This window comes from Shewanella sp. FJAT-51649, assembly GCF_019457435.1.
GTDB lineage: Bacteria > Pseudomonadota > Gammaproteobacteria > Enterobacterales > Shewanellaceae > Shewanella > Shewanella mangrovisoli.
The window spans coordinates 1,608,803-1,622,271 of sequence record NZ_CP080411.1 but is presented as its reverse complement, the minus strand read 5'-3'; the positions used below and the strand labels follow the sequence as shown (position 1 = coordinate 1,622,271).

Here is a 13,469-nt window from a genome sequence, read left to right as displayed (position 1 = left end):
CGGTGCCAATAAAAACCCCGCAAACCGATTCACGGCTGCGGGGTTTGCTTTATCTAAGGAACCTCAAGCTAGCATTTCATGCTTATGTATCAAAAACGCATATTGCAAAAGTGAGTCATTACTCATCCCGCACACACATGCCCTTCGAGGATTTCACATAGGGCGCGAGAATTGGCATCATGCCCTTCATCACCTGTAATGGCAGCGCCGAGGTAAAACTAAAATCGTCCGACTTACTGCCCGGCACAAACGCGGTTAAGGTGCCGAAATAATTATCGCCTAAGTAAAACACAAACGTCGCGGTACGGTTCATCGCCGTGGTAGCCACTTTGCGGCCCTGCTGCATCTGGGTCACGATACGGTTATCGCCCGTCCCCGTTTTACCGCCAATTGCCAGCATCTCGCCGTTATCGTCGGTAAAGATACCCTTAAGACGTCGTGCAGTACCGTTTTGAACCACGTTTGCCAGCGCCGCCTTTAAGGCTTGGGCGACTTCATGGCGCATCACTCGTTCACCTTGAGTATTTTGGTTTTCGAGCCGAACTTCATAGGGTGTTTCTTCGGCAAAGTGCAGTTGATTAATCCGCACCGTAGGTAAACGATAACCATCGTTTTGGATAATCCCCATCAACTCCGCCAGCGCCGCGGGTCTGTCCCCCGAACTGCCGAGCGCCGAGCCTAAAGAAGGCACCATAGATTCAAAGGGATAGCCTAAACGCGCCCAACGTTGATGAATGTCGAGGAAGGCTTCCACCTCCAGCATTACCTGTACCCGCACATCCCGCGCGTTTTTATGTCGGGTTCTAAACAACCAACGGTAAACCTCTTGACGCTCATCCTTACTGGCTTCCTTCACATCGTTGAGATTGGCCTCAGGGTGTTGATTCAAGTAATCGAGCACCCATAGCTCGAGTGGATGCACCCGCGCGATATAACCTTGGTCAGGCAGATTATATTTTTCAGGGCCGTACTTGTTATACAGCTCTTTAATGCGCTTATCCGTGTAATTGTTTTGCGGCAAACGCTGTTGTAAGAAGGCCTTAAACGAGGCCATAGACTCATTAGGCTGCAAATAACGGTAAGCCGCGGTGAGCTGCTGCTCCGCTTGGGTTTGGCCATCGAAGAACAGCTCTAAACGCTCATTTGGCGCCACTTTCTTATATTTACGGTAGAACTTATTGACGAAGGTATTGCCTTCGCGGTCAGCAAACACCCGTAAATATTCCTCGCGGCGTGGGTCCTTATCGTTGCGCAGCAGACGCGCCATGTTGCCTTCGTTTTGCATACTGCTGCTGTAGTTGACTATGTCACGCATCAAACGAACGAAGGGTAAGTTGATGGAGTTTTGCAACGCCTCATACATGGTTGGCACTTTAAAATCTTCTGATTTTTTAAAGTTATTGAACACATGCAAACCGCCACCCGTGAAGAATTGCTCATTCGGCGAGGCTGAATATTCCCGCTGCAACGCAGCATCCAGCATGCGGTCGAGACGTCTATCCGGATTCACAATCAAGTAATCAATCGCCCAGCGCGTGAGATGGTCGCGGGGTTCAATCTCAATCGATTCCAACTCAATACCGTGTTTCTTCGAGTATTTGTCGTGGATTTCGGCAATGATCTCAAGGTATGTTGCGAGCACCCTGAGTTTGGCCGTCGAGCCCAGCTCTAACTTACTGCCCTCGTTAATATCGAAGGGTTGGTCAGTACTGTCGGTTTGCACCCGCACACGGTTCGCCGTCTCGGTTTTTTCATAGAGGGTAAAACTGTAAAGCACGTTTTGCAGTTGGCTAGGTTCGAGTAAGCGCTCACCTAAGAGGCCGACTTTCTCAGCTGTTGCGGCCTGCCCAAGACTGCGTAAGTAATGACTCACCTGTTGTTGTAAGTCGCTGTGCAAGCTGCTGTTTACGGTCAAATCGAGGCGGTCCAAATCATACAAGCCGACATTTAACATGCCCGCAGTACGAATGCGTATCGTATTAACGCCCTTATCCGCTCCCGACTGGGTATTACGTTGGGCTTTAGCCACCTTAAACTGCAGTTTTTGAGCAAGTGCCGCATCCCTAAGTTGGCGGTCAATCAAATAATACTGGCCGAGTAACCGAATATGGCTGTCGACCAGATTCTCTAAGTCTTCATGTCCCTGCAACAGATAGTAGGATGGACGACGCTGGGCAATCATCAAGGCCACCACTTGGCGGAACACTTGACCACGCTTAGCGGCATTGGCTTTGATTTGCGGCGAAGCAAGCAGTTTATTGGCGGTATCGAAATCGGTACCAAACCACGCCCACAGGCCATCGCCTATGCCATGCACTTCACCGTGATTAGGCGCTGAGGATAAAGGCACAGTATTTAGATAGTCTTGGATAATGCGTTTACGAGCAGGCTCGGTAATTTCCCCCTGCTGATAAACGCGCACTGTGGCCGAGCCAATTTGCAGCAGCTTATCCTTGATGCTTAAGGTTAACCCTTGGGAGGAATGGCGGAACTTCTCAATTTGCGTCGCCAGCGTACTGCCACCAGCGGTAGACACATTCATCCCCACCATTTCAGCGATTTGACTCATCCCCGCCACAATAAAGCGCGGCCAGTCGATCACAGGGTTAAGTTTGGGTTCTGTAGTCCACAGCTCGCGGTTTTCAATAAACAGTAAGGTATTGACGATTTCATTGGGGATTTTATCATCATCCTGATACACACGTTTAGGATAAGCAAACTCATAGAGATCGGTATTGCGACAATCTAGCAGGGTCAAACCCGATTGCGCTTTCTCATGGTAAGGCGGGAAAAAGCCCATCTGTGCGTATTCCTGCAGTGCGGGGGAAAACTCGACTTGCTGCGTCACTTGGAAGTTACGTTGCAGCAATCTATCGATATATTGCGGCAGCTTACTGTAGCCGTGACGCTCATCGAAGGGGCCGTAGCTTGGATAGATAATTGACTGAGTGGGCTGATTTTTCAGCTCATAGGTCAAGGTCTTCGCATATTGATGAACATACTTAGACTGGAAATAAGAGGTTTTGACCTCCTGGCCAATTAACACCGCCACACAGATAATCAGAATAAAAAACAGGAACCAGACACGCCCCTTAGATCTTGGCTTGCGCTGACGCTTAGCCTTAGGTTCGGGTTGTGGCGGACGAGGACGATAATTTTCGAATTGCATTTCTTGCGTAGAATTAGGCAAAACGGCTCCCAAAAATCACTTAACAAATCCTTTCTACGTGGGAAAGTTCCCAACCTATGCTCAACACATCCAGTATCAGGGCAAAACTCACACTTAAGTTCGTCCACTGTGCATGAGTCTGCAAATACATTCCTTTGCCTTCATTGAGCAAGATCTAACAACACAGGATCATTGCGTCTCTCGTTAGATCTCACCGTATTTTAATGAGTTGGCAGCATGCCTCAAAGTGGTTAGCGCAAAAATACTTATCTACATTTTACGAGCTGCCAGCCACACTTAAAGCTTCAATCAATCCCAAATAAATTCACGAAAATGCTTACGGCAAACCGATTCGTAACTTTCATTACCGCCAATTGCCACCTGCTCACCTTCACGCATCACTTTGCCTTCGCCATCGAGGCGCACCACCATATTGGCTTTACGGCCACAGTGACAAATGGTTTTCAGTTCAACTAATTTATCGGCCCAGGCCAATAAATAATGACTGCCGCTAAAGAGTTCGCCTTGGAAGTCGGTACGTAAACCATAGCACAAAACGGGGATATCAATTTTATCAACAACATAAGTAAGTTGTTTAACTTGCTCTTTGCTTAAGAATTGGCATTCATCCACCAATACACAACTTAAGTGATTTTGTTGATGGGCAGTGGTGATCATCTCTATCAGATTGTCTTGGCTACTAAATACCTGGGCTTCAGTTTCAATCCCAATGCGTGAAGCCACTTTACCTTTACCATATCTGTCATCGATGGAGGCGGTCATCACTAAGGTATTCATGCCGCGTTCGCGGTAGTTATAGGAAGATTGTAGGAGAGAGGTGGATTTACCCGCGTTCATTGCTGAATAGTAAAAGTACAATTGCGCCAAAACGAATCCCTTTTTTAAACTGAATTTATCGTTTCTCTGTTGCCAGAGCTTATGGCGCCTAGTTTACCATTGCGTCGCCCCCTAACACACTAGGCCTGTCTCAGCTTTTCTACTGAAATCCACACTCGATTTCACGAATGCGCATTTTAACCACTATTCCTCCCCTTCGACGCTTCGATTGATTGTTCGTATTTCCGTCCAAACCGTAAAAGACAACTGGAGACACCTGAGCAAAATGGCAATTGTTACAATAAGCTTAATTTAACCTTAAATATTGTTTTACATAAGAAAAAACACATTAACAAAAGTTTAAAAATGAGATCTACCTCCAAAGTAATAGGACTAAATGCGGTTTGGCTCAAAAAACAAACATATCGATAACAGTAATATTTCGCTCGAGACAGAAATGCTCAATAAAAAAATAAAAGCTATTCGAACGCTTGCAAATTAAATCAGCGGCTCAAAGCACTAATCTCCCCTGCAAACTTTAGTGCTGCAATCCGTGCCTTTATACGCGTATTGGATTAAATGGAGATTATGATGAGAATATTCACATCAAAGAAACTGGCATACCTAGTCGCATTAGCCCTAACGGGCGCACTCGTAGGTTGTGGCAGTGACGGTAAAGACGGCGCACCAGGCCAACCAGGCGATCCTGGCCAACCCGGTAAACCAGGAGACCCATGGACTCCACCACCAGTCACAAGTTCAACTGTGACCAATGTTAAAGTTCTGGGCTACAGCTTTGCCGAAGGCAGTATCACCTATGAATTTGAAGTCACCGACGAAAATGGCAACTTAGTCAATGGACTGCTAAATGCTGAAGCCAAAGTCGCGGCATTAACAGACAAAGGCTTTATCAATAACCGCGATGAAGCCGATATCAACAATGTCGCCGACAATGTGCACATTGGTGGCGCAGCGACTCAAGCCACTGAAGGCGCAGAGATCAAGTCGTTAGGCGATGGTCACTACAGCTTTAAAGCACCGATGAAAGGCGTCAATGCAGGCACTGAGGGCATTGTATGGCTCAGAGTCGGCGGTAACAGCGAAAGTGGTATTGCACGCTCAGCCCCCATGGTGGTGAATAAGCCAGAAGGCACACATTCAACCACCACCGACAGCTGCTATTCCTGCCACGTGGATTACTCCACGAGTCCACGTCGCCACGCCAGCTATGTCGCCACCGGCATGGACAGCGAAGTCACCTTCGTTGAAGGCTGTTTAGCCTGTCACGGCTCAGTGAGCCGCGGCGCGAAGAATGCCGAAGGTTTCTCAATCGGCGGTTATGCTACTAATACCCTGTCTAAGATTGGCCACATTAATCACCAGAAATTCACTAAAGATTTCAGTGTGATGAACTGTAGTTCTTGCCACGTTGAAGCACCGACCAACATCAGTGTTTCAGGCCCAGGTTGTATCGACTGTCATAACACTGGCGGCGTACCAGGCGCGATAGTGCCAAGTAACGGTGCCGATGTGCGTCCAATGCATGAAGGCAAAGAAGGTATTACCGAGCGTCAAGCTATCCGTGCTAAGTACCAAGTTACCCTATCAACGCCAGTTAAAGTGGATGATATTTCAACCTTAACGGATCACTATGCGCCCGATGGCTCAAGCGTTGCAAAAGCCGAACCTGGCTGGTGTACCACACTGACAGTGAAAGATACTGACGGTAATATCTTTAGCATTAAAGATAACTTCAACTACTCAGATCCTCTGGTATTTGATGCCAAGAAGCCGATTGTTTACGCCGGTGCTTATCTACATGCCTATGACAACAACACCTTAGTGGGTCGTCCAGGTAACCGTACTAACTATTACTATGGTTACAATGCCGATGGCACTAAGAATATCTGTCACTTGCTCACAGATATCAGCGCAGTAAACGCTAACTATGCCTACTCTGCACGTGTCACCTTCAGCACCGCTGGCTGGATGGAATACGACGGTAACCAACGCTATCAAAGCAATGGCAACCTCAGAGCCAACGGTTATGACGGTTCAATGGGTGTTTCCTTCACCGCCTACTCAGATGTGGTAAATCCAGTCACAACTGCAAAAGTCTCAGCTTTTGAGCGTCGCACTGTGATCAGCGATAACAGCTGTACGACTTGCCATAACGATGCTACCGCCTTCCATAAGAACGGTGCATTCGATCAAGGCGGTAACGGTTGTATTGCCTGCCACGATAACGGCATGGCGCGGACATCGGCCACACTGGGTGCAGGTTTTGGTCCTATGATCCACAGCTGGCACTGGGGTAATGGTGCGAATGTTGGTGAGATGAAGGCCGATGGCACTCAAGCCAAGACCGCGAACGGTGCAGGCGCCATCAACCCAGTCACCAGCTGTGTTGCCTGTCACGAAACCGCGATTGATTTAAACAAAGTGCCAAATCAATACATCCTTGAGCCTGGTAACAAGATGACCAGCCCTGTCACGGCAAACTGTTATGCCTGCCATACTGGCGATGCAGTCAAAGCCCACATGGCAAGCAATGGTGGCGAGATCAGCGTCCCAGCCACTGGCGACTGGTTCAAACAACCTACGGGTGAATCTTGTGCCGTGTGCCACAACACAGGTAGCAGCTCTGGTATCGACAAGTACCATAACTTTACCCGTAAGTAGTTAGTCGTCCCGCTATTTTCCCTGCAAGGAAATAGTCCAAGCGCCCTACGATTGTAGGGCGCTTTTTTGTTTACTTTTACTTACAACTTAACCCCATAGGTTTTCAGTCCCATTTAAGTTAGTAACGTTAGAGTCACAAAAAACTACAATTCTAAGGAAATCACTCAACTATGCGTAAAAGTTTTATTGCCATCGCCATTGGCGCCACACTGATGACAGGAGCACTGGCAGGTTGTAGCTCTCAAGATACCAAAGCCGCAAATGTGACCGCAGTTCAAACCCAAAATCCTCTGTTCCAAGCCAGCACACTGCAATACCAAGCGCCTGATTTCAGCGTGATTAAAGACGAGCATTTTCAGCCCGCATTAGAGCAAGGCATTAAAGAGCATTACCAAGAGATTTTGGCCATTGCGAGCAATCCTGCCGCCCCGACCTTCGACAACACTATTGTCGCCATGGAAAAAAGCGGTGCCCTGCTGACCCGTGCATCGAGCGTGTTTTACAACCTAGCAGGTTCAAACAGCAATCCAGCCCTGCGTAAAATCCAAGGCGAAATGGCGCCCAAAATGGCGGCTCACTCGGATAACATCAACCTCAATCCCGCGCTATTTGCTCGTATTGAAGCAATTTATAACGACCGCAATAACTTAGGCTTAACGCCTGAAGCCGTTCGTTTGGTTGAGGTGTATCACCAACGCTTTATCATGGCCGGCGCTAAACTGACCGATGAGCAGAAAGTGAAGATCCGCGCTCTGAACGAAGAACAATCGACGCTGACCAACGAGTTCTCACAACGTTTACTGCGCTTAACCAAAGAAATCGCCATCGTTGTTGATAACAAAGAGCAACTGGCCGGCCTGACTGACAGCGAAGTCACCTCGGCAGCCAACGACGCCAAGGCCGCTGGCCACGAAGGTAAGTACTTAATCAACATCACCAACACCACTCGCCAGCCTGTGCTCGCCTCTCTAGAGAACCGTGAACTGCGCCAACGCATTTGGGAAGCCTCGGCAAACCGTGGCTTAACGGGTGAAAACGAAACCGCATCTTTAGTGTCTCGCTTAGCCCAATTACGAGCCGAGCGTGCCGCCCTCTTAGGTTATGAAAACTGGGCCAGCTACCGCCTCGCGCCACAAATGGCAAAAACGCCTGAAGCGGTATACAGCATGTTTGGTTCTATGGTGCCAGCCGTCGTAGCCAATACCGAGAAAGAAGCGGCCGATATCCAAGCGATGATCGACAAGACTGGCGGCAAGTTTGAACTCGCGCCATGGGACTGGGAATTCTACGCAGAGAAAGTTCGCCAAGAGAAATATGCCCTCGATGCGAGTAGCATTCGTCCTTACTTCGAGTTTAACCGCGTACTCGAAGACGGCGTGTTCTACACCCTCAAAGAACTCTATGGCGTCACCTTAAAGCCACGCCCAGATTTACCCGTGTACCACCCAGATGTGAAAGCCTATGAAATGTTTGATGCCGATGGTTCGAGCATGGCGATTTTCTATGCCGACTACTTTGCCCGAGAAGGCAAACGTGGCGGCGCATGGATGAGCTCGTTCGTGGGTCAATCCTTCCTCGAAGGCACTAAGCCTGTCGTGGTTAACGTGATGAACATTAAGAAGGCGCCAGAGGGACAACCGACCTTCGTCAGCTACAACGAAGTCACCACTATGTTCCACGAAATGGGCCACGGTACCCACGGTATGTTCTCTAAGGTGACTTACCCAAGCTTAGCGGGCACCTCTGTCTCTCGTGACTTTGTGGAATTCCCATCAACCTTCGAAGAAGACTGGGCTGCCCACCCTAAAGTGTTAGCCAACTACGCCAAACACTATGAAACTGGTAAGCCAATTCCCGATGATTTGCTGCAAAAACTGCTCAAATCCGGTAGCTTTAACCAAGGCTTCGATACCTTAGAGTATATGGCTGCGGCGCTCGTCGACATGGAATGGCACTCATTAAGCCCAGATGCTCCACTGCAAGATGTGGCGACATTCGAAGCCAATGCGCTGAAAAAACACGGCTTAAATATCACTGCCGTGCCACCACGTTATAAGTCAACTTACTTTGCCCACGCCTTCCCAGGTGGTTACTCAGCGAGTTACTACGCTTATATGTGGAGTGAGATTTTAGCGGCCGATGCCTACGCTTACGTGCAAACGCAAGGTGGCCTGAACCGTGAAATCGGCATGAAATACCGCAAGACAATTCGCGAAGTGGGCAACAGCATTGCGCCAATGGAAGCCTACAAGAACTTCCGTGGTCAAGAGCCTACCACCGAAGGGTTATTGAACCGCCGTGGACTCAACACCGCCCTGTAATTGGGGATGAGTGATAGATAAAAAATCAGCCAGCGTAATTGCTGGCTGATTTATTTTTAGCGCTCGGTAAATACACAGAGAAGACTCGCGAATAAACCGCTCGCTGAAGTCAGGCTTATTTCGCGTTGCTTTGGGATTTAAACCGTAACCACACAATGCTTAAGACAAACAGCACGCTACAGGTGAGTAGTCCCGCATTCACCGATTCTGTAAAGCCAAGCACCACATAACCTACCATGCTGATCAGCGCCACAATCACAGCGTAAGGCAGCTGAGTCACAACATGGTCGATATGGTGACAGCTCGCGCCAGTTGACGACAAAATCGTGGTATCCGAAATAGGTGAGCAGTGATCACCAAATACTGCGCCCGCCAACACCGAAGCCAGCATTGGTAACATCATGGCTGTGTGGCTGCCCATCGCCATATCGGCGGCAATCGGCAGCATAATACCGAACGTGCCCCAACTGGTGCCGGTAGAAAACGCCGTCAGACCCGCTAACACAAACATCAACGCAGGTAAGAAGGCAAAGGGAATGTTCCCTGTGGCGAGGCTCGCCATAAACTTACCGGTTTCAAGCTGGCCAATCACGCCAGCGATGGTCCATGCAAATAACAGGATATAAATCGCAGGCAGCATAGAGCGAGCACCCTGCACCACGCCTTTAATGACCATCGACTTTTCAACGCCTTGCACTAGGTTAAGCACCAGCGCAACCGCTAAACCAATAAGCGCACCAAAGAATAGTGATGAACTCACATCGGTTTTTTCAAAAGCAGAAATAATATTAAATTCAATGCCTTCTTTCGCTAATACCTGGGCACCACTGTCGATCATAAAATACAGGGTCGCAAATACCAGCACAGTAATAGGTAAGAATAAACCGAGGATTTTACCCGTTTCGGCTTCGGGTAAATCGGCATTCGCTCCAGGCGGTAATCCTTTATTCTCATCATATAAATTACCGCGCTGCGCATTTAATTCATGCTCACGCATAGGGCCAATATCTAAGCCCATAAATACAACACAAAGTAATAATAATAAAGAGAAAATAGCGTAGAAATTCATAGGAATCATTTGAATAAACACACTCAAATGACCAGAATCGGCAAAACCGTGGGCGGTTAATATGCCGCCGATCAGCGCGATAATATAAGCGCCCCAACTGGATACCGGCGAAATAACGCAAACCGGCGCCGCCGTTGAATCTAATAAATAGGCTAACTTAGCGCGGGAAATATAATAACGGTCGGTAACGGGTCTGGCGACGGAACCTACGACTAAGCTATTGAAATAATCGTCAATAAAGACAACACAGCCTAAAAACATGGTCAGCAATTTGGCATCGCGTTTATTGCGAATATGCAGGCGCGCCCAATCGGCAAATGCCCTAGCACTACCACTAACGGTAATTAATGCCGTGATCATCCCTAATACAATTAAAAAGCCGAGAATGTATAAATTCCAAGAATTTACGCCATCTTCTGACCAAAAAAGTCCTTTTACACTGTTAAATAAAAACTCACCGCTGGCCACAGGTGAAAATTGATTGAGTAATAACACCCCAATCACAATACCTAAACCGAGGGAAAGGAGAACGCGGCGAGTGAAAATCGCCAACACAATTGCGACCACAGGCGGCAGCAGAGAAAGTGCCGAATCGGCGTAACTTACTACAGTCATTGATTATTTCTTCGTCAAAATACGAATGGAGGGCGACTGAACTGGTGGGAAAAGGCAATAGATACCCAAGATCACCTGTCCTATCAGTAGCGCTCCATAGTAACTATTCCTAATATCCGTATCAGAAAATACTATGGCAGTGTTGTACCTATTCGGCACAACCCCAGCAGTTGATCGTGATAAATCAAACCACTTCGGCACCAAATCCTTTCGTGAACGATAAACGGAATCACCCTACTGATCACTACTGATATTTGGTGCGCCTCTACTTCTAAGAACGCCCATGCACGGGCGTGAGGCACATAAAAACATAAGCGGCTAAGCAGTTGCCACCGCAAAGCCGCTTACTTTGACTTAGATCACGGATAAAATCAACCTAGAGTTGAAATCAACTCTGGAACGGCGTCGAACAGGTCGGCTTCGAGACCATAATCGGCCACTTGGAAGATTGGCGCTTCAGGATCTTTGTTGATAGCCACAATCACCTTAGCGTCTTTCATCCCTGCTAAATGCTGAATCGCGCCCGAAATCCCCACGGCGATGTAGAGATTTGGCGCCACAATCTTACCGGTTTGACCCACTTGCAGATCGTTAGGCACGAAGCCTGCGTCAACCGCGGCGCGTGAAGCCCCAACCGCGGCACCGAGTTTGTCCGCCAGTTGCTCTAACATACCGAAGTTTTCACCGCTACCCATACCACGGCCACCAGAAACGATAATGCCCGCATTACCTAACTCTGGACGCGCAGAAACAGTCAATGATTGAGACACAAACTGGGTCTTGGCTTCAAACACTTTATCTAAAGTCGTCACGGCAGCACTGTTGCCCTGCGCCGCTGCATCGAAGGCACTGGCACGGACTGTCATTACTTTAATCGCGTCATGACTTTGTACTGTCGCTAAAGCGTTACCTGCGTAAATAGGGCGAACAAAAGTATCACTGCTCACCACGCCAATCACTTCAGAAATTTGCGCAACGTCTAACAAGGCCGCCACACGCGGTAGCGTATCTTTGCCAGCGCTCGATGCTGCAGCCAGGATATGGCTGTAGTTTGGTGCTAAGTCCACCAGCAATTTAGCCACGTTTTCGGCTAAATGCGCTTCATAGGCACTGTTATCGGCAACTAATACTTGAGCGACACCTTGTAGGGCTTGCGCAGCTTGTGCCACGGCGCCACATTGGTGACCCACCACCAATACATGCACATCGTCACCAATGGCACGCGCTGCGGTGACAACCTTTGCGGTATCCAGTTTCAGTGCCGCATTATCGTGTTCTGCTAATACTAAAATGGCCATTTAGATCACCTTCGCTTCATTCTTTAACTTTTCAACCAGCTCAGCTACCGACGCAACCATGATGCCCGCTTTACGTTCGGCAGGTGGCGTCACCTTCACCACAGTTTGATGGGCTTTTAGCGTCACACCTAAATCCGCAACAGTGAGCACATCTAATGGCTTACGTTTAGCTTTCATGATGTTAGGTAATGAGGCGTAACGAGGTTCGTTCAAACGTAAATCGGCTGTCACCACAGCAGGCAGCGGCAGACTTAAGGTTTGCATCCCGCCATCTATCTCGCGAGCCACTTGCACTGAATGACCTTCGACTTTGATTTCAGAAGCAAAAGTGGCTTGTGGCATATCCGTTAATGCCGCAAACATTTGGCCAGTTTGGTTATTATCGCCATCGATAGATTGCTTACCAAACAGCACTAATTGCGCTTGTTCTTTTTCTTGTACGGCTTTGAGTAATTTGGCAATCGATACTGGGGTTAACTCTTCTTCAGTATCAATGTGAATTGCACGGTCAGCACCCAGTGCTAACGCGGTACGCAATTGTTCTTGAACGGCTTTATTGCCGATACTGACGACCACTACTTCAGTAGCACTGCCCGCTTCTTTTAAACGAACCGCTTCTTCTACTGCAATTTCACAAAAAGGGTTCAACGCCATTTTGAGGTTTGCGGTATCAACGCTGGTGTTGTCAGCTTTTACCCTGACCTTCACATTGGCATCAACTACGCGCTTAACAGGCACCAATACTTTCATAGGGTTTCCTTCCTACACTTTCATGTACATGGACAAAACATTGGTCATCACCAATGCAGGATAGAGCCACTTTACGTCCTGTTAACGTTAACGTCAACTAAACTCAAACGCCTGTTTGCATTTTTTAAGACTGTGGTATTGGCCACATTTTTGAACACTTATCTGCCATATTTAAAAAGTTCAAAAATTAAATAATATTTAATTTCTGTTTATTGCATAATTTTATTTGATTCGAGCTATATTACTTTCTATCATTTAGCTGTTGTTCACCATTATCCTGTAATAAAAATAGAGTGGGACGAAAATAGATATGAGCGAATTTTTAGAGATATTAACTCACGGTCGTCGTTTTAAAGCTGCAGTAAAAGATCTCAGCGTTGAAGAACTGCGTGATTTAGCGGCTAAGCTAGATAAAATTTTAGTTGAGCGTGAGTCAATGGCAGCAGAAGAGCAGCAAGCTATTGCTGCACGTAATGCTAAAATCGAAGAAATCCGCCAACAAATGGAAGCAGTTGGTTTATCAATCGACGACTTAGGTGGCGTTGCAGTTAAAACTGCAGGTAAAAAACGCGCTCCACGTCCAGCAAAATACCAAATCGAAGTAAACGGCGAAGTGATCCAGTGGACTGGTCAAGGTCGTATGCCAACGGTATTTAAGAACGAAGTCAATAAAGGCCGTTCTATGGATGATTTCTTAATCTAATCCAATACCGTGCTGGTAATAGCCG

The 13,469-nt window shown here is 47.8% G+C and carries 8 protein-coding genes and 1 riboswitch; of the genes, 3 read left to right on the top strand and 5 right to left on the bottom strand.

All coding sequences use genetic code 11. From position 1 onward, the window contains the following. Positions 1-118 precede the first annotated feature (118 nt). On the bottom strand, positions 119-3,190 hold the full coding sequence (locus tag K0H59_RS07360; RefSeq protein ID WP_220055111.1) for a transglycosylase domain-containing protein: 3,072 nt from the start codon (positions 3,188-3,190) through the stop codon (positions 119-121). 288 nt (positions 3,191-3,478) lie between these two features. After that, positions 3,479-4,057: a thymidine kinase gene (locus tag K0H59_RS07355; RefSeq protein WP_126512879.1), complete on the bottom strand. Its 579-nt coding sequence runs from the start codon at positions 4,055-4,057 to the stop codon at positions 3,479-3,481. A gap of 540 nt (positions 4,058-4,597) precedes the next feature. Here K0H59_RS07355 and K0H59_RS07350 point away from each other — a divergent pair. Both K0H59_RS07350 and K0H59_RS07345 read left to right on the top strand, forming a co-directional pair. Continuing rightward, positions 4,598-6,688: a multiheme c-type cytochrome gene (locus K0H59_RS07350; RefSeq protein WP_220055110.1), complete on the top strand. Its 2,091-nt coding sequence runs from the start codon at positions 4,598-4,600 to the stop codon at positions 6,686-6,688. A 170-nt stretch (positions 6,689-6,858) separates the two neighbouring features. Then, complete coding sequence (locus tag K0H59_RS07345; RefSeq protein ID WP_220055109.1) at positions 6,859-9,009, top strand: M3 family metallopeptidase; 2,151 nt, start codon at positions 6,859-6,861, stop codon at positions 9,007-9,009. Between the two features lie 115 nt (positions 9,010-9,124). On the opposite strand, the gene K0H59_RS07340 is transcribed toward K0H59_RS07345, so the two are convergent. From K0H59_RS07340 to K0H59_RS07330, 3 genes are all read right to left on the bottom strand, one after another. Next, positions 9,125-10,693: a Na+/H+ antiporter NhaC family protein gene (locus K0H59_RS07340; RefSeq protein ID WP_220055108.1), complete on the bottom strand. Its 1,569-nt coding sequence runs from the start codon at positions 10,691-10,693 to the stop codon at positions 9,125-9,127. A 79-nt stretch (positions 10,694-10,772) separates the two neighbouring features. Further along, positions 10,773-10,969: riboswitch (Lysine riboswitch) on the bottom strand. Between the two features lie 95 nt (positions 10,970-11,064). Further along, on the bottom strand, positions 11,065-11,991 hold the full coding sequence (locus K0H59_RS07335; RefSeq protein WP_086904463.1) for an electron transfer flavoprotein subunit alpha/FixB family protein: 927 nt from the start codon (positions 11,989-11,991) through the stop codon (positions 11,065-11,067). Then, a complete protein-coding gene (locus tag K0H59_RS07330) occupies positions 11,992-12,741 on the bottom strand; it encodes an electron transfer flavoprotein subunit beta/FixA family protein (protein ID WP_011716473.1) in 750 nt (249 codons plus the stop codon). It abuts the gene before it with no gap. Between the two features lie 310 nt (positions 12,742-13,051). Between K0H59_RS07330 and K0H59_RS07325 the strand changes: the two genes are divergently transcribed. Next, positions 13,052-13,444: an H-NS family nucleoid-associated regulatory protein gene (locus K0H59_RS07325; protein WP_220055107.1), complete on the top strand. Its 393-nt coding sequence runs from the start codon at positions 13,052-13,054 to the stop codon at positions 13,442-13,444. The last annotated feature ends 25 nt before the right edge of the window (positions 13,445-13,469 follow it).